The 23,414-nt window shown below is 41.9% G+C and carries 12 protein-coding genes and 2 pseudogenes; 5 read left to right on the forward strand and 9 right to left on the reverse strand.

Annotated elements, in window-relative coordinates; all coding sequences use genetic code 11:
* Positions 1-39: 39 nt before the first annotated feature.
* Positions 40-1,392 (reverse strand): helix-hairpin-helix domain-containing protein, encoded by a 1,353-nt coding sequence (locus tag V7L12_RS13750; RefSeq protein WP_335084805.1) that lies wholly within the window; start codon positions 1,390-1,392, stop codon positions 40-42.
* Positions 1,393-1,742: 350 nt separating this feature from the next.
* Here V7L12_RS13750 and gatA point away from each other — a divergent pair, with 350 nt between their 5' ends.
* Entirely contained in the window at positions 1,743-3,203 is a 1,461-nt protein-coding gene (gene gatA / locus V7L12_RS13755) for an Asp-tRNA(Asn)/Glu-tRNA(Gln) amidotransferase subunit GatA (RefSeq protein WP_335084807.1), read from the forward strand.
* 116 nt (positions 3,204-3,319) lie between these two features.
* Here gatA and V7L12_RS13760 read toward each other — a convergent pair whose 3' ends face one another.
* Positions 3,320-3,784 (reverse strand): helix-turn-helix domain-containing protein, encoded by a 465-nt coding sequence (locus tag V7L12_RS13760; RefSeq protein WP_335084809.1) that lies wholly within the window; start codon positions 3,782-3,784, stop codon positions 3,320-3,322.
* Between the two features lie 294 nt (positions 3,785-4,078).
* Positions 4,079-9,502, reverse strand: coding sequence for a Calx-beta domain-containing protein (locus V7L12_RS13765; RefSeq protein WP_335084811.1), 5,424 nt, complete (start codon positions 9,500-9,502; stop codon positions 4,079-4,081).
* A gap of 534 nt (positions 9,503-10,036) precedes the next feature.
* Here V7L12_RS13765 and V7L12_RS13770 point away from each other — a divergent pair.
* Entirely contained in the window at positions 10,037-11,164 is a 1,128-nt protein-coding gene (locus V7L12_RS13770) for an acyltransferase family protein (RefSeq protein WP_335084813.1), read from the forward strand.
* A gap of 265 nt (positions 11,165-11,429) precedes the next feature.
* Positions 11,430-12,128, forward strand: a complete 699-nt coding sequence (locus V7L12_RS13775; protein ID WP_335084814.1) for a CAP domain-containing protein — start codon at positions 11,430-11,432, stop codon at positions 12,126-12,128.
* Between the two features lie 140 nt (positions 12,129-12,268).
* Here the strand turns inward: V7L12_RS13775 and V7L12_RS13780 are convergent, their stop codons facing one another.
* The 6 genes and pseudogenes from V7L12_RS13780 to V7L12_RS13800 form a co-directional block, all read right to left on the reverse strand.
* Positions 12,269-13,651: a carotenoid oxygenase family protein gene (locus tag V7L12_RS13780; protein WP_335084815.1), complete on the reverse strand. Its 1,383-nt coding sequence runs from the start codon at positions 13,649-13,651 to the stop codon at positions 12,269-12,271.
* A gap of 196 nt (positions 13,652-13,847) precedes the next feature.
* A pseudogene (locus V7L12_RS13785) lies at positions 13,848-14,084 on the reverse strand (efflux RND transporter permease subunit); the annotation flags it as partial.
* A 230-nt stretch (positions 14,085-14,314) separates the two neighbouring features.
* Positions 14,315-15,910, reverse strand: coding sequence for an efflux RND transporter periplasmic adaptor subunit (locus V7L12_RS13790; protein WP_335084816.1), 1,596 nt, complete (start codon positions 15,908-15,910; stop codon positions 14,315-14,317).
* Positions 15,911-16,274: 364 nt separating this feature from the next.
* A pseudogene (locus V7L12_RS33190) lies at positions 16,275-16,334 on the reverse strand (hypothetical protein); the annotation flags it as partial.
* Positions 16,335-16,859: 525 nt separating this feature from the next.
* Entirely contained in the window at positions 16,860-18,149 is a 1,290-nt protein-coding gene (locus V7L12_RS13795) for a glycosyltransferase family 4 protein (protein WP_334821879.1), read from the reverse strand.
* A 578-nt stretch (positions 18,150-18,727) separates the two neighbouring features.
* Positions 18,728-18,883, reverse strand: a complete 156-nt coding sequence (locus V7L12_RS13800; protein WP_335084817.1) for a hypothetical protein — start codon at positions 18,881-18,883, stop codon at positions 18,728-18,730.
* 551 nt (positions 18,884-19,434) lie between these two features.
* On the opposite strand from V7L12_RS13800, the gene glyS reads away from it, so the two are divergent.
* Positions 19,435-21,588, forward strand: a complete 2,154-nt coding sequence (gene glyS / locus V7L12_RS13805; RefSeq protein ID WP_335084818.1) for a glycine--tRNA ligase subunit beta — start codon at positions 19,435-19,437, stop codon at positions 21,586-21,588.
* Between the two features lie 84 nt (positions 21,589-21,672).
* The gene (murD, locus tag V7L12_RS13810) at positions 21,673-23,142 is read left to right on the forward strand and encodes a UDP-N-acetylmuramoyl-L-alanine--D-glutamate ligase (protein ID WP_335084819.1); all 1,470 of its coding nucleotides are present in this window, start codon (positions 21,673-21,675) and stop codon (positions 23,140-23,142) included.
* Positions 23,143-23,414: the final 272 nt, after the last annotated feature.

Here is a 23,414-nt window from a genome sequence, read left to right on the forward strand (position 1 = left end):
ATTTGCTTTTCAGTATTGGTGGATTTTTCCCTGCTGGCGTCAGCTACCAGTCAGGGATTTTATATGAGCATGAAAACTGGCGTTTTGTAAAGCTTGAACAGTTATTCGAGAATCTTGTACACAAAATTGCCAACCTAAGCGAACAAGCTTACGAGAAGTTTCAGTTTGGATAATTCCAATCACTGGCATTTTTGCCTTTTCTTTGTCTACTGAGTGATCTTGTAAAATTGTTTTCAAGTGATGTAGGTAATCGATATTACCTGCTTGCTGGGGATTTAACTCCACCATCACCATTTGTACTGTTTCCACTGGTTCTGCATCTTCAAGAATAAATTGAGTTTGCTCGTCACGTCGATCTACTTTTCCCCAAATAATCAATCTCGTATCAACTTGGAGTATGGAACTAATACGTTCATAAGTTTTCGGAAAAACTACAGCTTCTGATTGTGTAGTTAGGTCTTCTATTTGCAAGATTGCCATCTGATCGCCTTTTTTTGTCACCACTTTTTTCACGTTATTTAACATCACAACTGCACAAAGCCTCGTTTCTTCTCTTTGATCTGCCAGTTGCGAAAGGTTAATTGGTGTCAAAAGTGGTGCTATTTGTCGTAAGGATTTTAGGGGATGATCTGATACATAAAAGCCTAGTAATTCTTTCTCCTTTTGCAACTTTTCCTGGGGGGTAAAATCCATTATAGGTTTAGATTTTGGAGCAGTTTCAAAGGCATTACTTGCTCTTTTATTCTGAGCCGAAGAAAATCCGTCGCCCAATAAATCAAATAGATTCCCTTGACCACTCGCTCTATCTTTAGCGCGAGATTGTGCCCAATCATAGACTAATTCTGAGTCGTTAATTAACTGTTGGCGGTTGGATTCAATTTTGTCAAAGGCTCCACAGTAAATCAACGACTCCAGAGTTCGGCGGTTAACAGCACGCAAATCCACACGATCGCAAAAATCAGCGAGGGATTTAAACTCTCCTGTCTCATTTCTCGCTTCCAAAATACAAGCGATCGCATTTTGTCCCACGTTACGCACCGCCGAAAATCCAAACAGAATCTTGCCTGCCGTTGGCGTAAAATCAACACCAGAACGATTAATATCTGGCGGATCTATGGAAATCCCCATATTTGTACAGTTAGTAATATATCTCTGTACTTTCTCAGTATCACCACTGTTAGCCGTTAACAGTGCCGCCATATATTCCAATGGGTAATTAGCTTTTAAATATGCTGTTTGATAAGTTACATAACCATAGGCTGTCGAATGGGATTTATTGAAACAATTGGAAGCTATTAAGCCATTTTTGATTGCAAAATTATGGTCATGCTCAACCCCAATGTCATAAACATTTTGTTTGCCTAAATATTTACGTGTGGCTATTTTTATCATCCTACCTTACCTCGAAAAATTTTGTGGAATTGATAAAATTATGAAGTTTGTAGTATTAATATGGTGGTAATACAAAATTATATCATTAGAAAACACTGCTATACTCTTACACAAAAGTAGCCAATATATATGAAAACTTTGGTAAACTATTCAATAGACGGTTGATAGCTATGTATTTGCTGTTTTTCAAAACGTATTAAACACATTTCAATACATATTAATCCGCTTATTCAGATGAATGGGGAATGGCAAGCAGAGGAGAATAAGCCATGCCCAAAGCCCAATAACCAATACCCAATTTGGACCAATATGTACTAGAATCAATGACTTGAGTCACAAAGAGAGCAATCATGGCATCCATCCGCGAGTTGCACCAACAACTGGTTAAAAAAGAACGTTCTGCCGTTGAAATTACCCAAGAAGCTTTAGAGCGCATTCAAGCGTTAGAGCCGAAATTGCACAGCTTTTTATGTGTGACGGCAGATCGGGCATTAGAGCAGGCGGGTGCTGTGGATACCAAAATTGCTGCAGGAGAAGAAATTGGGCTGCTAGCGGGCATTCCCGTGGGGATTAAGGACAATATGTGTACCAAGGGGATTCCTACCACCTGCGCCTCCCGGATTTTGGAAAATTTTGTGCCGCCTTATGAATCAACGGCGACGCAAAAACTGGCAGATGCTGGGGCGGTAATGGTAGGCAAAACCAACTTGGATGAGTTTGCAATGGGTAGTTCCACAGAAAACTCTGCCTATCAAGTCACGGCTAATCCTTGGGATTTGTCACGAGTTCCAGGTGGTTCTTCTGGGGGTTCGGCGGCGGCGGTGGCGGCCCAAGAATGTGTAGTTGCTCTTGGTTCTGATACTGGCGGTTCGATTCGGCAACCTGCGTCTTTCTGCGGTGTTGTGGGGATGAAACCAACTTATGGTTTGGTTTCTCGTTATGGTTTGGTGGCTTACGCTTCGTCTTTGGATCAAATTGGGCCATTTGGAAACACAGTAGAAGATGCGGCAATATTATTAAGTGCGATCGCAGGTTACGATCCCAAAGACTCTACTAGCTTGAAAGTTGCGATTCCCAACTATGCTGCTAGCTTAAAACCAAACTTCAAACCCAGAGGTCAGCTAAGAATTGGTATCATTAAAGAAACTTTTGGTGAAGGTTTAGACTCTGTAGTGGAACAAGCTGTTACCAAAGCAGTAGATCAACTACAAAGCCTAGGAGCGGAAATTCATATAATTTCTTGTCCTCGCTTTCGTTATGGCTTACCCACCTACTACATCATCGCCCCATCAGAAGCATCAGCAAACCTAGCTCGTTACGATGGCGTTAAATATGGGTATCGCGCTCCTGATGCAGATAATCTGCTATCAATGTACACTCGTACCCGTGCAGCCGGTTTCGGTACAGAAGTCAAACGTCGGATTATGATTGGCACTTACGCCCTCTCAGCTGGCTATTATGACGCCTACTACCTGAAAGCGCAAAAAGTCCGCACCTTGATTAAGCAAGACTTTGAAAAGGCTTTTGGCGCGGTTGATGTGTTAGTTTGTCCCACATCTCCCACTACAGCATTTAAAGTAGGGGAAAAAACTACTGACCCCTTGAGTATGTATTTAACTGACTTGATGACTATTCCTGTAAATCTTGCTGGTTTACCCAGTTTGAGTTTGCCATGTGGTTTTGACGATCAAGGGCTACCGATAGGATTACAGCTAATTGGCAATGTGCTGCGAGAAGACCAATTATTTCAGGTAGCTTATGCTTATGAACAATCTACTAGTTGGCATCTGCGTAAACCGCAAATATCTTGATTGAAAATGGGTATGGGGCATGGGGCATGGGGCATTGGGCATCGGTATTCTTCTTGTCTCCCTTGTTTCCCTTATCTTCCACTGCTCCCCACTCCCCACTTCCTCTGCCTTCTTGGTCATTTGTTAGTCTGATTACTGACTATTGACTGTTGATTATTGTCTTCTGGAGTTAGGGATTCAGCTGTAAGCTGTGGATTAAGTATATGAAGAAGACCAGCAGATGCACCGACCAATAATAAAATATAGGTCAGAACAAGAGGTATGTATGTATTTTGTTTGTTGTCTGAATTGTGATGAGCATTTTTAGAATCTTGACAGACAACATTGGTTATAAGGCTGTACGATAAGGCATTTCCATCCAGCCCTAAAGCATCTCCATAACGACGGATAAATCCTTGAAGAAAAATTGGCTCAGGCAATTCTTCAAATCGATCTTCTTCTAAAGCTTGCAAAATACCTACTCGAAGCATCGTCTGAGAGGCTATTTCTTCTATACGGATAGATTTTTCTTGTCTTACTTGTCGCAAGCGTGTGGTTATTTCCTTTAGTTGCTCTACTTGAGCTTCATTTAAGAGCGTCACAGTCTTCTCCTGTATGGGCTAATTCTACTATTCATTGAGAAGACTTGAATCCGCATACGTAAATTTACTGAATATTTGATTTTAGGATAAATTTTTTTGATAATGGCTTAATCCTAGATTTTAAAATGCTAGTCCAACTAGAGCTAAGTAGTTTTTATGTTTTAATTAATACTTTTCAAACAAAAAACGGGCGCAAAAATTAATAAACTGCAACTTATAATATAAGTATTTTCCTAACGGCTACTCTGGGCTGGAATAATTGCAGCGATCGCTAATAGTTCTGCTCAATAACAATTAGTCATCATTCTTGATTGTGCCAACTCCTTGGTTCTTATTAAATATGGCATTTGCTGCACCATAAATATTGACAAAAAATGTTTCACTGGGTTCAACTTTATTATCACCTCTGACGCCAATACTAATAACTTTGCTAGTTTCGCCAGAGTCGAAAATAATTGTCCCCAGCCCAAAATTGTAATCCGAGTCAGATTCTTTAGCAGTACCATCACTCGTACTGTAATTTACAATCACCCTTTGATAAAATTCATTAGAGAGAGTGACGACAAAATTAGCATTAGTTATCATCCCTGTTGTGCCTTCTTTGACTGATACATCTGCAATGCTAATGGCTGGAGGTTCGTCATCATTTGTGATAGTAGCCACTCCCAAACTATCAGTAATCGTGGTGTTTGTAGCACCGAAGAGATTGACAGAAAATGTCTCGTTGTTTTCAGCTTTGTTATCACCTATGACAGCAATACCAAGAGTTTTGGTGGTTTCGCCAGGATTGAAAATGATCGTCCCGGAAGCAGGGTTGTAATCAGAGTCAGAAACTTTAGCAGTGCCATCACTCGTGTTGTAATTTACAGTAACCTGCTGAGAACTAGGATTGGAGAGACTGATAGTAAAGTTAGCATTAATTGTTGTGCCTGTGTTACCTTCAGCAATTGAGACATCGGAGATACTGACAGTTGTTGGGTTGTCATTATTAATGATGGTAGCAACTCCTAAACTATCTGCAATCACGGCATTTGTCGCAGCCAAAAGATTGACGGAAAATGTCTCGTCAGTTTCAAATTTGTTATCGCCTACAACACCAATGCTAAGAGTTTTACTGGTTTCACCAGGATTGAAAGTAATCGTCCCTAAAGCTGAATTGTAATCAGAGTCAGCAACTTGAGCAGTACCATCACTCGTGTTGTAATTTACAGTAACTTGCTGAGAACTAGGATTGGAGAGACTGATAGTAAAGTTAGCATTAGTTGTTGTGCCTGTATTGCCTTCAGTAACTGAAACATCTGAGATAGTGATAGTTGGTTGGTTGTCATCGTTGATGATGGTAGCAACTCCTAAACTATCTGCGATCGCAGCATTTGTCGCAGCCAAAAGATTGACGGAAAATGTCTCGTCAGTTTCAAATTTGTTATCGCCTACAACACCAATGCTAAGAGTTTTACTGGTTTCACCAGGATTGAAAGTAATCGTCCCTAAAGCTGAATTGTAATCAGAGTCAGCAACTTGAGCAGTACCATCACTCGTGTTGTAATTTACAGTAACTTGCTGAGAACTAGGATTGGAGAGACTGATAGTAAAGTTAGCATTAGTTGTTGTGCCTGTATTGCCTTCAGTAACTGAAACATCTGAGATAGTGATAGTTGGTTGGTTGTCATCGTTGATGATGGTAGCAACTCCTAAACTATCTGCGATCGCAGCATTTGTCGCAGCCAAAAGATTGACGGAAAATGTCTCGTCAGTTTCAAATTTGTTATCGCCTACAACACCAATGCTAAGAGTTTTACTGGTTTCACCAGGATTGAAAGTAATCGTCCCTAAAGCTGAATTGTAATCAGAGTCAGCAACTTGAGCAGTACCATCACTCGTGTTGTAATTTACAGTAACTTGCTGAGAACTAGGATTGGAGAGACTGATAGTAAAGTTAGCATTAGTTGTTGTGCCTGTATTGCCTTCAGTAACTGAAACATCTGAGATAGTGATAGTTGGTTGGTTGTCATCGTTGATGATGGTAGCAACTCCTAAACTATCTGCGATCGCAGCATTTGTCGCAGCCAAAAGATTGACGGAAAATGTCTCGTCAGTTTCAAATTTGTTATCGCCTACAACACCAATGCTAAGAGTTTTACTGGTTTCACCAGGATTGAAAGTAATCGTCCCTAAAGCCGAATTGTAATCAGAGTCAGCAACTTGAGCAGTGCTATTACTCGTGTTGTAATTTACAGTAACCTGCTGATAACTGGGATTAGAAAGACTAATAGTGAAGTTAGCGTTAGTTGTTGTACCTGTGTTGCCTTCAATAACTGAGATATCCGAGATGCTAATAGTTGGTTGGATATCATCGTTGATGATGTTGACTGTAGCTGAACTGTTAGTAATTGTGGAATTTGCCGGTGCAGTTGTGAGGTTGGGGTTACTCAAGATAACAGTAATGTCTTCATTGAGTTCAAATGTGTTGTCACCCAAAACATCGACTGTAATTGTCTTTGTTTTTTCCCCAACAGCGAAGCTTAAAGTCCCAGATGCAGCAGTTCCTCCACCCGTCACTTGAATATTGTTATAGTCACTGCCAAAAATTGCCGCACCGCCAAAAGCATAATCTATAGTACTAGCCACGCCAATACCACCACTACGAGTAACCGTGAAGCTAACAGCTTGAGTACCGCTATTACCTTCAGTTAAAGTTGAGGTGGGAGTGGAAATTGCATATTGAATCGCATCATTAGCAGCAATATTGAGAGTAGTTTCAGTTATTGTCCCTAAATCAGCCCCTGCTAGCGTGCCAAAGTTGAGTACAACTGTTTCTGCATTCTCAGGTAAATCGTCTGGGTTAATAGTAAAAGTAATTAGCTGTGTTAAATTTGAGCCTGTCGCCCCAGCAGTAAAGAAGATGGTAGCGGGGGAAAAAGTATAATCGTTGCCACTAGTAGCCGTGCTATTGCTTTTGACGACAATAGGAACTGTGACAGCCGTTTCGGGAGAGGCATCTAAGGTAACAGAAATAGTTACTGTAGTGGCGGTACTATCTTCTGTTGTATTGTATGTAGCAGCACCAAAGCTGACTTTTGGAAGCACATATTCAAATGCTCCAATGTCAATTCTCTCGCTTTCAATACGGTTAAAATCCGTGCCACGCTGATCGGTAGTTAAGCCACCACTGTAAGCCGGATCGCCAGCATTCCTGGCAGGACTGTTAAAGTATAGAGCGTGAGTTTGTGTAGAACCACCGTAATTTCCTAACGGTTTGAGTCCGGGGTTAGGGTTAATAATATCTGTACCCGTACCCAGAGTCCCGGATGATTTACCAACAATTTTGCCAATTAGGTTGTAAGCATTACCATTGAAGTTGTTACCAAAGACATCGGCTCCTTGATTACCTGGATCAATATTGCCAGCAATGATGCTATTGCTGACGATCGCCGTCGCCGTGCCGCCAGATTTATAAATGCCGCCACCATTACCTTGGGTAGCGGTGTTTCCAAAAATAGTGCTATTGCTGACTGTGGCATTGCTACGACTGTAGATGCCGCCACCATTAGTTTTTGCTGTATTGCTAGAAATAGTGCTATTGCTGATAGTGACACTAGTATTGCTGAAGATGCCACCGCCATTGCTGTTCGCGGTGTTGCCAGAAAGAGTACTATTGTTTACTGTGACATTGGTACTATAGATGCCTCCCCCAAGGTTCGCTATGTTGCCAGAAATACTACTACCGCTGACTGTGACACTACTGGTACTGTAAATGCCGCCACCATCACCTTGTCCATTGTTATCACTATCAGAGGTGTTCCCAAAAATAGTGCTATTGCTGACTGTGGTATTGTTGGTGCTGTAGATGCCGCCACCGTTAGTTTTTGCCGTATTGCTAGAAATAGTGCTATTGCTGATGGTGACACTACTATTACTACCGCTACTAAAGATGCCGCCGCCATTGCTGTTGGCAGTGTTGCCAAAAAGAGTAGTATTGCTAACTGTGGCATTGGTGCTGTAGATGCCTCCCCCAAGGTTGGCTATGTTGCTAAAAATACTGGTATCGCTGACTGTGGCACTACTGCTGTAAATGCCGCCGCCGGTGCTGGCAGTGTTGCCAGAAAAAGTACTATTGCTGACTGTGGCACTACTGCTGTAAATGCCGCCGCCGCTAGTGCTGGCAGTATTGCCAGAAAAAGTACTATTGCTGACTGTAACACTACTGGTGCTGTTGATCCCACCACCATTTGCTGCATTTCCCCCAGTTATCTTCAACCCATCAATTGAAAGGGAGGCACTGGCATTAAAAACACGGGAAGTATTGTTACCACTGATGGTAAGTTTATTAGCCCCAGTTCCTTGAATGATCACTCCTTCAGTAACATTCAATTCCCCAGAAGTGAGGGTAATGGTGTCGGGAGTGGCATCACCGAATATTCCAGTCGTGTCAAAGAGGATTGTCTCAATCCCTGGATCGTTATTGGCATTGATAATAGCTTGCCTTAAGGAGCCAGCACCGCTGTCATTGGTGTTAGTTACTATATAAGTAGTGCCATCTACTTTGACAGATACATCGTCAATGGCTAAACCATGATCGTTGCCTCCATCATCTATGTCTTCCCAACGCAATATAATCTCTTCACCGTTAGCTATTGGGGTAGCTAGATTAATTATTACAGGCGTTATGACAGTTCGATTGGCACTTTGATTACCATTCAGGGCACCTGCGGTTGCAGTTGCAATTGGCCCGGTGAAATCTAACGATGTCACAGGCGTCCATGTTCCTGTTGTCAAACTTGTGAGAGTTGACCCAGTTTGATAATTGAATTTCAGCTGTTGCTGCGATGTATTACCACCAGTACGCCATTGCTCACCTGTGTAACTTACTTGCAACTTAATAATTGGTGAACCTGTATTGTTTTGGAGGCGCAATCCATAATAAATAGTTCCTGTAGTACCAGAAGCTACAGAACCAAGTGCCCGGTCTGTGGTCGTACCAAAACTGTACATTGCACCTGCATTATTAGTGCCAGAGCCAGCGTTATAATTTGTTCTTGTGGAATACCACCCTGAAATAGTTGAATCATTAGCCCAAGCAATAGATGTTCCTGAAGTAGCTAATGTGTTGAAGTTTTGAGAGTATGTGCCAGTAAAACTAGCTGGCAAAATAGATTGGTAAGCCTGTATTACTTCCGGTTGAAATGCCAGGGAAGCCTCAATTTTCCCCGTCTTCACTTCTAAATCCCAGTCGCCACCTAAAGCTGCACTTCCGGTTTTGTCAGTGGAAGCGGCAACATCTGCTCCAGTAATTCGGCTAATCTGCTGCACAAATTTTGTACCTTCGCCACTGGCTACATCACAGCCATAAAGTAGGATGTCAGCTTTATCAGTTAAAGCAGTTGCCCACTTTTGTAACTGATTTTTGTAGCTATCCAGATTGCTAAGGTTGAAGTTGATTGACCCTAGTTGCAAACTCCCCACACTTCCGTGGGAAACAATGTGAATTGATTGAACTGAATTGGATTCACGTTTTGCGAGAAACTCGGTTATTTGTGCTAAACCGTCTCTATTGGGATCAAGAATAATAACTTCACTGCCGAGTGTGATACCAGCGACCAAGCTTTGGTAATCTATAACTTTTGGATCTATAAAAACAATATTTGTGCTTGCTTCTAGTAATTTTTTAGTAGACTTATTTCTAGTTTTATGGTGATGATTTTCTGGCAGTTTTATCATAATTATTATCCTTAAATATAATTTGTTAGCTTTAGTTAGTTTGAGATTTTTTTTCACGCATAAAAAAATAGAAAGTGAATGACTATGCATTCGCTTCCATTCCCAAAATCAATCGGTAATTAAACCTTTTATCTAATGGGACAAAACCGCAATATTTTTAGTTGTTATATAAGCAAGCACACCTTCAATAAAGTTAGCTGTTTTTTAGTCACAGCTTTTGTTTATAGCAATTTATACTAAGTCTAGTGACAAGACAACTGCATTTACACTTAAATAGCAATAGATTGACTGAAATTTGAGTAAATCTAGTTTATTAATAGTTCTAGTGCTACCAATCCTTTTTGGATAGCTAAAACTGTGGCTTAGGTGCGATCGCATACTTTTAGTTTCGTACAAGATAGTATGGGCAGAAACCCGAACTGTTCCAGGAACCTTGATGAAAAACTATATTTGGTAAGTAGACCGATAAATTTTGCTTGATTACCTTCATAAACCGGGGTAACTTAGATACTCATCTAACACAAAATTTCGTCTATGCGCCTAACTTCACTGGATGTTTTTCGTGGCATTACTATCGCTGGAATGATTCTCGTTAATATGGCGGGTGTCGCAGATGATGTATATCCTCCCTTAGCCCACGCCGATTGGCACGGCTGCACACCAACGGACTTGGTATTTCCCTTCTTTCTCTTCATTGTCGGTGTAGCGATGACTTTCTCGCTGTCAAAATACACCGAAGGCAATAAACCAACCTCAGCTATTTACTGGCGGATATTGCGCCGCGCCGCTATTCTCTTTGCCTTGGGATTGCTACTAAATGGCTTTTGGAATCAGGGTATTTGGACTTTTGATTTGAATAGTATCCGCATTATGGGAGTGTTGCAGCGCATCAGCCTTACCTATCTGCTGGCTTCTCTAGCTGTTCTCAAACTTCCGCGCAAAGGTCAATGGATACTAGCAGCAGTGCTACTCATTGCCTACTGGCTAACGATGATGTATGTAGCAGTGCCAGAATATGGTGCGGGAGTTTTGACGCGAGAAGGTAATTTCGGTGCTTATGTTGACCGCCTGATTATTCCCAATGCACATTTATATAAAGGTGATGGTTTCAACTTTATGGGAGATCCAGAAGGACTTTTCAGTACTATTCCCGCGATAGGAAGCGTCCTCGCTGGCTACTTTACTGGTCAATGGATACGCAGTCAACCTGCACAGTCTCGCACAAGTATCGGTTTAGGATTATTTGGAGTCGGTTGCTTAATTATTGGTTGGGCGTGGGGGTGGACATTCCCAATCAACAAAAAGCTGTGGACAAGTTCTTATGTAGTCTTTACAACAGGTTGGGCGTTATTATTGCTAGCAGCTTGTTATGAACTCATCGAAGTACGGCTGATGCGTCGCTGGAGTAAACCTTTTGAAATTATGGGCTTAAATGCGATCGCTCTTTTCGTTGCATCGGTTTTATTGATTAAAATTTTAGTCAAAACCACTATTGGCACTGGTAAAGACGCTCCCAATACCTACAATTGGATTTACCAGAATTTTTTCGCATCTTGGGCGGGAGCGCTGAATGGTTCCCTGTTATTTGCCTTAGTCACCGTGTTGTTATGGTGGGCTGTTGGTGTTCTAATGTATCGGCAACGCTGGTTTTTGAAAGTATAAAAAAGATTTTTGTTATTATTTACGTTTTCGTGTTTTCAATGTTACAACAGGTGTTAAGTGATAGATTTGTAACACTTTAGGAACAAAGGCAATCGCAACTTTATCAATATTATTGGCGCGTTAATCTGCGCTTTCTTTGGCAAACTAACTTAAGTTCTGATATCGTTTCTAATGGCAGAAGCGTCTACAGACTTATCTGTGCGTTGAAAATTCTTATTTCTTCTAATTCACTAAATTAATCCATAGAAAAATTGTGAGGTAATCGATGCATCGCATGAATTTTTGGGTATTTTTGCCAATTACCTTGATATTGGGCTGCTCAAATCAACTACTTCAATCTAACCCGTCTGTAGCCAACCCTAACCCAGCAGTACAAACTAGTCCAACTTTATTAGCAAAGGCGAGTTACCTTTCACCGTTGGAACAACAGGTAATTGTTGAAACAAATAAGGTAAGAACAAATCCTAAAGCATACCTCCCGATTATGAAAAACTATAGAAAGCGCTTTGAAGGGAACCGAGTCAAAATTTCTAATAATACTTATCTGCGAACTCAAGAAGGAGTCAAAGCAGTTGATGAAGCGATCGCATTTCTCAAATCAGCACGTCCTATAGAAGCCTTGAGTGCATCTAAAGGTATGTCTTTAGGAGCAAAAGACCACGTAAAAGACCAAGGCCCAAAAGGTGTTACAGGTCATGATGGTAGTGATGGTAGCAACCCATTTACTCGCATCAACCGCTATGGTAAATGGCAAACAACCGCAGGCGAAAATATCAGTTATGGGCCAAACAGCGCTCAAGATATAGTTATGCAGTTAATTATTGATGATGGTGTGCGCGATCGCGGCCATCGAAAAAACATTTTTAACGGCGCTTTTAAAGTCTCTGGTGTTGCTTATGGAACTCACAAATCATATAGAACAATCTGCGTGATTGACTACGCTGGGGGGTATAGTGAAAAATAATTTGAGGAAATAGGGAGGAATAGCTGGTGATTAGAAATCGCGGCTATACAAACCAAGTCTGCCTGCACTGACTCAAAGAATTTGAAACCCGCTTAGGCGGGTTTTGTCTGTGTAGACGCGGTTTCTAATTGCCCATTTAGCTATTCTTCGGCAAACCAAGCACCATGAAACCCATAAGGCACTCGTTGCGGAATTATCACCCGCGCTACTGGTTTAGCCGTCACATCTTGGGCATTCACCACTACTAATTCTGAAGTGTTTGAATTCTCATCGTGGACGAAAGTCATCAGCCAACCATCATCCTCAGCTGTTGCACCAGGACGCGGCGCAAACACAGTTTCACCGCTATAGCGCCCCTGTCCAAATTCATGTGTTTGGGGTTTTCCATTGCTGAAGTCGTATTTGATGATACCTTCAAATAAAGGTACGGGACTGTTTGCCGCTTTGTTAGTGTAGCCATATCGGTTTTGTCGCCCCAATCGATTTTCGTTGACGCGGGGAAATTCCGAAGCTACATCATCCAACATCTCTTCACGTACTGTCCCCGTGTTGAGGTTAAATCGCCAACGATGCAGGCGGGGAATATTTGCGTCTGGGTCGGGTTGCGAATCATCAGAACTCAAAACACTTGTAGAACTCATGCGACAGGCAATCAGCACTACTTCGTCTCCTTCTTCGTAAGCGTTGAGGGTATGGAAGACGTAGCAAGCAGGACTTTGAAACCAGCGGATATTACTATTGTCACCGTGACGTGGTACAATGCCGAAGCGACTAGAGCGATCGCGCTCAAACATCATTACAGGTTCTCCCCGTTGTAATCGCTCAGGGTTAAAAGTCAGCGGTAAATCCATGAAAATCGTGTAGTTTTCAGTGATGGCAAAATCGTGCATCATCACCCCTATTGGCAGTTCAATTGGCACTGTTCGCAACAGTTCGCCTTGGGCTGAGACCACACTATATTGCAGATACGGTGGCGCAAACAGAGAGTAGCCAAAGAAAATCATTTCCCCTGTAACGGGGTCTACCTTGGGATGGGCTGTGAAGGCAGAAACCAGCTTGCCATTGTAGGTGTACTCGCCAATGGTTTCTAATTCAGGCAGCTTGATGGCGTGAGGTTTACCCCCTTCGTTCAGCGCCAACATCTGACCAGCGTGCCACACTAAGGCAGTATTAGCAGTATTTTTGTAAGCACCGTAAGGATTATCCATCTGTGGTGGTTCTAACAATCCACTCCAAATAGCTTTACCCGCTTCTCGTTCCTTTTTCCATCCGACTGTCTGGACGTAGCGGTTACGATAAGTGGCTATGCCGTTGCTAATTTGTACACCATGCAACATCCCATCCCCATCAAACCAGTGATATTGACCGATAGGTGTCCATTGAGGATTAGGGCCATTCCGCACAAACATCCCTGATAGGTCAAGAGGTAATTCACCGATGACTGGCAATTTATCGGTGGTGATTTCTTTATGGACTGGAGCAAAATTGCCATCGAGATAGGGATTGATTGCTATTGTTACCATTGTCTTGATTTCAGCGTACATCTGTACTATACATTCGAGCTTGCCTTCATGCCCACATGGAAATTTTGAGGGCGTTGTGGAATTTTTGCAATCAATCTACAAATTCAATTTTTTCTCTAGCTGTTTAATTCGTTTGATTTGTAGGAGTTCCATTCATATTCATAATAGGGTGTGCTAAAGCAGATATGTAATATTTATTTAGCGATCGCTTATAGCCATGCTGTACCCAGTCGATAAAGCAATTAATAGGGTCAAAAATCTAACTCAGTAAGTCTGAAGGTTTTTGTCCTTGACGTAGCAGCAGCACACATAAAGAAGGTGTTAGAGTCAAAGCTAGAAATGTAGAAATTGCAATGGAAAAAGCGATCGTCAGCGCAAATTGCTGATAAAGTGCGCCTGTGGTTTCCAGAAAAAACGCCACTGGTACAAACACTGGGTGCTGAGTAAAGAAGTGAGATTCCCCACTCAGCACTCAGCACAGGCTAAACGCCCCTTTGGCGCAGCCTAAGAAGAGAAGAGAGCTAACAGCACTCCTAAAGAAGCCATAATGTGCATCCTTGGTATTGGCCTAAGAAGAGAAGAGAGCTAACAGCACTCCTAAAGGGCATTGCTTATTCTCCTTGTCTCCCTTGTCCCCCCCTTGTCCCTTCATCTTCTCTTCAGCTAAGGCTTCTGACTACCAACTTCTTGTGTTTCAGGAGTAATGGGAGCGCCATTGGTTAAGTTAAGAATACCAGAAACAACAATTTTCTCCCCCGCTTTTAGTCCTTCGATAACTTGATAATTATTCCCCTGAGTATGATATTGTTCCAATTTCACCGGCTTTTGTTGAGCTACTAAAGATGGCGCTCCAGGTTTAGACTTTTCTGCTGGCGCTTCTTGCGCCACAAATACAAAAGTCTCTCCACCCAAGCGAGATACTGCTGTAACTGGAATTAAAATTCCTGGACGTTCATTCCAAATCACTCTAGTTTGCACTGACTGAAGATTAAGCAGTCGATTTCTCGAATTACCAAAGTTGGCTTTTACCAAAACTGCCTGCGAATCTAAACTAGCGTTTGGGGAGATAAAACTCACCTTACCCCTTGCTATGGTATTGCTTTGGGCGTTTAGCATTTGCACTGGTAATCCCAAGCGTAGCTTTTTGGCATCTTCTAGCGGAACGGAAATATTCAGTTCTAAAGAGTCATTTCTAGTTAGTGTAGTGAGTTGATCAGCTTTTTGCACATAATCTCCCACCTTTGCTGGAATATCACCAACAATGCCAGTGAAAGGTGCTAGAACTTTTGTGTATTGCAATTGGACTTGGGCAGCTTGAACTTGGGCAGCTGCTTGAGTTACTTGCGATTGCGCTTGGGCAATTTCTTCTGGACGGGAACCATTTTCTAGTTGTCTTAAGTTTTGTTTCTGTTGTTCCAAGGCACCAGCTAGCTCGTTGATACTAGATTTTCTGCTTTGGCGGAGTTGATCTAGGCGTTTCTGGGCTACAACCAGGGCAGCTTCAGCACTTTGCTGTTCTTTGACATATCCTTCTAAGGTATCTTGGGAAACTGCGCCCTCTTTTCTCAATTGTGCATATCGCTTGGCGCGTGACTGTGCTAGTTCCACATCAGACTTAGCTGACTGAATTTGAGCCTCAGCCTGAGCAATTTCTTCTGGTTGCGATCCCGATTGGGCATCTCTAAAACGAGCTTGGGCTTGGGCTAACAGCGCTCTAGCTTGGGCAACTTCTTCTTGTCGTGTACCTGCTTTGAGTTCAGCAAGACGTGCCTGGGCTTGTTGCAGTAAGCCTCTAGCTTGTAACAATTGAGCTTGGACATTATCACTTTGCAGACTAATAATGACTTGTCCTTGTTGAACGCGGTTGCCCTCTTGGATGAAAATCTCCGTAATTCGTCCTTCAACCTGTGGCTTGATGATTACTGAACGTGGAGCCTCTAAGGAGCCAATAAACTCCGAATTTTCTTGAACGGTTTCAGTTTTCACTGTTGCTAGCTTGACTGGAACTGCTCTAGGTTGACCAGCATTTGCTTCAGCACCACCTGGTGCATTCCTAGCATTACTAGTTTGCCACCAACGCCAACCAAAACCTACACCTGCAATTAATAAGACGATTCCTAATAGTAGGGGCCAACGACGTTTTTGAGGTGGCTTAGGCGATCGCTGTGGCAATTGTTGCGATTCTTGACTAGAATCAGTCACAGCGGGCTGTTCTGTTTCAATGGAAAGGGGAGAGTCAGGGAACTCAGAATGGGACATCTTCGTTTTCTCGTCTTGTGGATTTAGACTTGGGCAATCTACTTTTCGCTAAAAAAGCATTAATTATTTGAATAATTTTTTAACCTTTTTTCTCTATGTTGGTGAAAAATTATGTTTGGGTATTTGGGCGATCGCTCACCATGTCTAGCACCTAAAATGAACCAATTTTGTTCAGCACATTATGGTTTATTTGTACATTCCTTAACTCCGATAAATTTCTTAAAGTGTAATTTATAATTTTGTGTTAGTCAGTATAAACCCAGTGCCTTAGCTCACAGAGAAAGCACGGTTCATGTTGTTGCAGCTAATGCTTCTGCCTGTAAAGCGATCGCTTCGGTAATTAGAGCAAGTTAGTAGTTGCTTTTTAGTTATGGAAATGACGAAATAAAGTTACCTCATTGACCGCAGCAACACTAGCAATTTCTCGCGTTGTTGCTGTGGTTAAACTTGCTGTTGCAAATACCTTAGTTGCTGACTAGATCAAGGGTGCATAAGTTTGTGCCGTACTTGACGCTAAGTTTTCTATGAGTGTTTGCAAGCGCTTGCTTGCATTATAACCACATAGCAGACAAGATTGGTATTAGTTACAGATGAGTTTATCGCTCTTGAGTATTACTGAATACTGATCTTAAGGAAGAAAAGAGTCTGGAGTGATAGTGATGCCTTCTCTACGAGAGGCTCCGCCAACGCGTGGCTTGCTTCCCCGTATGGGTACGGCGGGCTACGCCTACGCTGATTAATTCAGCTCTATTAATTAATCATCAAGTTATCCTCATCAAGAACGACGTGCAATCAATCAGTATTCTCTAGATTCCTATTTTTAACCAGTCTCAACTTCCTACAGTTAGTTCACCCGATCGGTTGATTTTTAACTCACCCGAATGGATGATTTAATTTATCCCAATTAGGGTTTTGTCTGTATAGTCAAGCGAGAAATCCTCAATCCCCTTCAACCATCCACAACTGATTCCTTAGAATCGAATTTTGGTAAAATACCCACAGTTGATTTTCGGTTGGCAACAATATGAGAAAAAAGCCACTCATACCGATCCAGTGCTTGCTCTAAAGAATAGTTTTCTTTGGCAAACTGTCTTCCTGTTTTACCTAGCTTCGTCCCTAGAGCCGGATTAGCATATAAATCATGCACCGCAGCAGCCATTGCCTGGGGTGATTCTGGTTCAACAACTATCCCACCACCACTGAGTTCGATCGCTTTAGCAGCAGTACCAGTGGCGGGAACTGAACCCACAATTGGGCGACCACTCGCCAATAACAGTGGTATTTTTGAAGGCATATTGAACGAAATCACATTGTGCTTTTGCACAATTAGCCCGACATCAGAAGCTGCTAGCATTTCGGGTAGTTTTTCTCGCGGCTGTAACGGTAGTAGCAAAACATTATCTGCTCCATTTGATAGACAATATTCCTGCAACCTTTGCAATGCTCTTGATTCGCCAACAATGACAAAGACAATATCTTTGATATGACGTAAACAAACGGCTGCTTCTATTACTGTCTCTAAACCTTGCGTTAGAGCAATGTTGCCTGAATAAAGTACTACAAATTTACCATCTAGTTGATGGTTAGATATCCAGGAGTTGCTCTGTTTCGGTAACGGGCGAATGAAATTTACATTTACCCAATTGGGAATACAAACGATTTTATTAACAGGTACTCCCTTATTTACTAAATTCTCACGAAACCCATCAGTGATCACACTAATAGTGTGTGCAGTCCGATATGCAAATTTCTCTAAAGCTGCAAGAGTTCGGATCATCCACTTGTTTTTTAATAGCCCGATACGCACAGCAGCTTCTGGTAAAATATCTTGCACATTTAGAACTACTGGGCAGTTATATAACCAGCCCAATGTTGTTGCTGGTAAAGTACCTAGTAGCGGCGGGACTGTTAAGATAATCACATCTGGTCGCCCACCTTTAAAGGCTTGGGGTAAGCTTGTAAAAACAAAGCTCAACTCCAGTAACAGCCGATCCACCAGGTTAGGTTTAGACTTAATTCGGACGTAACTTCGCGCAATTGTGACGCCATTTTTTTGTTCCGTAAGATACCATTTATTCTGATACCCATCGTAAATTTCGCGCTGAGGATAGTTGGGCATTCCCGTAATCACTCGCACTTTATGACCTCGCTTTACTAGTCCTTCTGCCAATTCAGTCATTAACGGAGCAATTCCAATTGGCTCTGGATGATAGTTGTAGGAATAAATCAGAATATGCATGAACTATTTGTGAATTTTGTGAAGAGAGCATGAGACGAGCGGATTACTTATTAATAGCCAGTGGGGGTTGCTATTTTTATTATTTATAGGACTTTTTTGCATGAAGTACAAAGTTACCGTTTTTGAGGCAGGAGGCAGAAATAGAAACTGTTTATATCTGATTTTTATTCCTGCATTTTATTACTTCATTTATTTATAGAATACTGTATTTTGACTGGCAAAATTGTTTGATTAAAAAAAATGTGTTAAACATTGGTTATAAATTTTCTTCGTGGTTTTCAAAAGAGAATTTTTGTACTGCATAAAACACTTAAAAATTAATATATTACTTTGTATAAACAGGTTAGGCTATTGATAAATATAGACTTTATTTTCTGGTGATTATGACAATAGTTGGTCTGTTGATTTACGAACTAATGCTTAAATTTACACTTGAAAAAGTGTAACATTATATTCACTGTTATGCATATAACCCTCATTCCGCCTTTTCAACTGGCACATGAAGTATTTTCAACCAAGTCATCAGTATTGTATTCATTGAGGAGAATCCCACTTTTTGAGTAGTTCAAAGGCACTGACTAAAACAGTGTTAAGTGCTGAGTAATAAATGCTGAGGTAAAAGTAAAATTAATTTCACTCATATTTCTAATAAGGTTATAGTTTAATTCAATAGCTTGGGCTGGGTTGTTAACACCAGCAGCGATCGCGGTGATTTTGGCGAAAATATTTTTCATGGTCATAACTCCAAAATTGATTGATGCATATATCAATGCATCAATCAATACTAAGCTTATGATAGAAATATATACCCGTAAATACCGCATAAAATACAGTATGTAATGTAATGAATCCATGAAGAGAAGCATTTGTTTTATAAAGTTTTGCATAAAATGTCAAGTCTATAGTGATGTCTGACGAGAAGCTGCTTCTCTACGAACGTGAAGAGCGTGTCGCAGACAGACGCTCTGCGAATGTGTCTACGCTGCTTTGTATACAATCCACTCTGGCTTAACTTCCATTCCTGATTTATCGTAAATTAAAGGGTTTAAGATCCCTGCGTTTTCACGTAGCCCAGTTACTCTGGGGGATCTTGCAACAGTAGGAGTTTAAATCTCCGTCTGTTTGCATAGCGTGCCGCAGGCAAAATGTCTTGAATGTTGAATTGTTAACTATGGGGTTTTCCCCTTATCCTCTTCGATGAACGATTCAGCTAAAAATCACGAGCGATCGATCGCCTGAGAATAACTGATAAAGTTGAGCTACGCAAAGTTGAAAACAGTGTCCTATGCCTGGGTTTCTATTAGAAGTTGGTACAGAAGAACTACCTGCAAGTTTTCTCAGTGATGCTTTAGTGCAATGGCAGGAACGCATTCCCCAAAGCCTGGAAGCAAACAGCCTCAAGGGCGAAAGTGTCCAGATATACGGTACTCCCCGGCGGTTGGCGGTATTGATTAAAGGGCTACCATCGCAGCAACCAGATCGAGAAGAAGAAATTAAAGGCCCCCCCGCCCAAGCCGCCTTTAAAGATGGTCAGCCAACAGCAGCAGCAGCAGGCTTTGCCAAAAAGCAAGGTGTGGAACTGGATGCGCTGTCTGTTCGCCCCACTGACAAAGGGGAATTTGTATTTGTGCAAAAAAGAATTCCCGGTCGTCCTGTGGCGGAAATTTTGACAGAACTTGTTCCCCAGTGGATTTGGGGTTTAGAAGGTAAGCGGTTGATGCGTTGGGGGAATGGCGATGCCAGGTTTTCCCGACCAATTCGTTGGCTGGTAGCTTTGTTAGATGAGACGGTGCTGCCTTTAGAATTAGTGAATGGTTCTAAAACGATTCAGAGCGATCGCATTTCCCAAGGTCATCGGGTTTTGCATCCTGATCCTGTGACAATTGCCCAAGCTACTGATTATGTTACCGCCCTCAAGTCTGCTTATGTCACTGTTGACCCAGAAGAACGGGCAAATCTGATTAAAGAGCAAGTAAATGCAGTCGCAGAGAATTTAAGCGGGTATACAGTAATTTACCCCGATTTGTTAGCGGAAGTAACCAATCTTGTAGAATATCCTTCCGCAGTTGTTGGTAAATTTGAACCAGAATTTTTAGAATTACCAACTGAGGTAATTACTGAAGTCATGGTTACTCATCAACGTTATTTTCCTGTATTCAAACCAGGGAGTTTTGAGCAAGAATTATTGCCCAATTTCATCACCATTTCTAACGGTGATCCCAAGAAATCAGATATTGTTGCCGTCGGGAATGAAAGAGTAATTCGTGCTAGATTAGCTGATGGCAGATTTTTTTACGAAGCTGATTTAACTAAGCCAATAGATAGCTTTTTACCCAAGTTAGAAAAAGTCACTTTCCAAGAAGAATTGGGTTCGGTGCGTGCCAAGGTAGATAGAATAGTTAAAATTGCCGAGCAAATTAGCAGTCAATTAGAATTAGCGGAAAATCAAAGCCAAAGAATCCAACGTGCTGCTTTATTATGTAAAGCAGATTTGGTGACACAAATGGTGTATGAATTTCCCGAATTACAAGGCATTATGGGAGAAAAATATGCCTTAGCTAGTGGTGAAGATGCTGAAGTAGCTAAGGCAATTTATCAACATTATTTGCCAAAGGGAGCCGGTGATATTTTACCTGGAACACTCACGGGTAAAATCGTTGGTTTGGCAGATAGATTAGATACTTTAGTGAGTATCTTTGGTTTAGGCTTAATTCCTTCCGGTTCATCCGATCCCTTTGCCTTGCGCCGTGCTGCCAATGCTGTAGTTAAAATTGCTTGGTTTGATAATTTGCCGATAAATTTAGATGATTTATTGAAGCAAATAGCAACAGACTTTGCAGCAAAATATCAGAAAGATCAGGCATCATTAACCACAGCATTACAAGAGTTTTTCTTGCAACGCATCCGCACTTTACTACAAGAAGAAAAACAGATTGATTACGATTTAGTAAATGCAGTTTTGGGAGAAAATGATCCAGAATACACAGAACGGACGTTAAAAGATTTATTGGATGTACGCGATCGCGCCTTATACTTACAACAAATCCGCAACGATAGTACCTTAGATAACATCTACGAAACCGTTAACCGTTCCACACGATTAGCCGCCCAAGGTGATTTGGATACAAAACAACTAGAACCAACAACCGTAGTTCGTCAAGAATTATTCCAAAAGCCCTCTGAGATAGCTTTGTATAATGCGCTAATCGAATCAGTACCGCTTTCCTGGGCAGCACAGCAGACACGAAATTATCAACTGTTAGTAGCAGCACTAGCAAAACTGGCTCCGGCAGTTAGTAACTTCTTTGATGGCCCAGATAGCGTTTTAGTTATGGACTCCGATCCAGAAGTCAAGCGTAATCGGTTACATCTACTGGGACTAGTTCGCAATCATGCCCGTGTTTTAGCTGACTTCGGTGCGATCGTCAAAAATCTGTAGCGTAGGTCAACAAAAACTTGTGTAATTTTTGCCAAGAAACGCTACTATAGGGAGTGCTTAACCAGGGACACTCTGCTGCAATCTATGTCCAAAGCTACTGTTATTGGATTGGGAAAGTCCGGTGTTGCTGCGGCGAGATTGTTGAAACGGGAAGGTTGGGAGGTAGAGCTGAGTGATGGCAACACCTCCAAAACCCTCCTAGAACAACAACAAGAACTCGCTGCCGAGCAAATAACCGTTAAATTAGGACAATCCCTAGAATTGAATGGTGCTAATTTACCTCAATTAATAGTCGTTAGTCCTGGCGTGCCTTGGGATATTCCCGCATTAGTTGAGGCACGCCAGTTAGGTATTGAAACCATTGGCGAAATGGAACTCGCTTGGCGAAATTTACAATCGCTACCTTGGGTAGGAATTACTGGCACTAACGGCAAAACTACTACCACAGCTTTAATTGCTGCCATTTTCCAAGCAGCAGAATTAAATGCACCCGCCTGCGGTAACATTGGCTACGCCGCTTGTGAAGTTGCCCTATCCCGGAGGGGCAGAGGTGAAGAAACTGCAATCCAAAATCATATTGATTGGGTGATTGCGGAAGTTAGCAGCTATCAAACAGAATCTTCGAGTTCTCTTGCTCCCCGGATCGGAGTTTGGACGACTTTCACACCGGATCACCTCAGTCGCCATCAGACTTTAGAGAACTATTACAACATTAAAGCCAAATTATTACGTCAGTCTGAGTTGCAAGTGTTCAATGGCGATGATGCCTACTTGAGCCAGCTTGGTTTAAGTGCTTGGCCTGATGCCTATTGGACAAGTGTCAGAGGAAAAGATTTTCTGATTAGCGAAAAAGGCTTTTACATTGAAGACGGTTGGGTTGTGGAAAAATTGACTGCAATCTCTGCACCAGAACCGATTGTGAAGGTATCTACCTTGCGAATGGTGGGAGAACATAACCAGCAAAATCTTTTGATGGCAGTAGCAACAGCAAGATTAGCGGGAATTAATCGTGATGCGATCGTGCGTGCAGTTCGGGAATTTCCTGGTGTTGCCCATCGTTTGGAGCATATCTGCACATGGGAAGGTATTGATTTCATTAACGACAGCAAAGCTACTAACTATGATGCTGCTGAAGTTGGTTTAGCATCGGTTAACAGTCCAGCGATTTTAATTGCTGGTGGAGAAGCCAAAGCAGGTGATGATACTGCTTGGCTAGCACAAATTCAAACCAAAGCTGCTGCTGTGTTATTGATTGGTTCTGCTGCACCCGCATTTGCCAAACGTCTCCGAGAGGTGGGGTATCATACATACCATATTGTGGAAACTATGGAAAGGGCAGTTCCCAAGTCGGCAGAATTAGCCAAGCAGTATCAAGCGCCCGTGGTGTTGCTATCTCCGGCTTGTGCGAGTTTTGACCAGTACCCGAATTTTGAGGTGCGGGGCGATCGTTTCCGTCATCTATGCCTTGCTTGGGCAGGTGGTTGGAAACCCGCCAGAGTAGAACTTCTCGAACTTGAAAACTCTAGTCAAGAGTCTATAGTTCAAAGTCGATAAGCATTGTTTGTCTACAAGTTCGTAGTCAGGACTTTAGTCTTTATTTTCTAAGCACTAAAGTTCTTACTACAAACTCTCAAAACTAATTTGACAAAATACTAGAAGGATTATTTGGTACTAATTTAGTAGTTTTATAACAACCGCCAAGGCGGTTTGGGCATAAACTGGATGTAGTTATTTTCCTTTTCCTAGGGAGTGCGATCACTATACATATGCCCAAACCCTACAGTTACGACCTTCGTCAAAAGGTCATCCGAGCCATCGAACTTGAT

This window comes from Nostoc sp., from assembly GCF_036918245.1.
Classification (GTDB): domain Bacteria; phylum Cyanobacteriota; class Cyanobacteriia; order Cyanobacteriales; family Nostocaceae; genus Nostoc.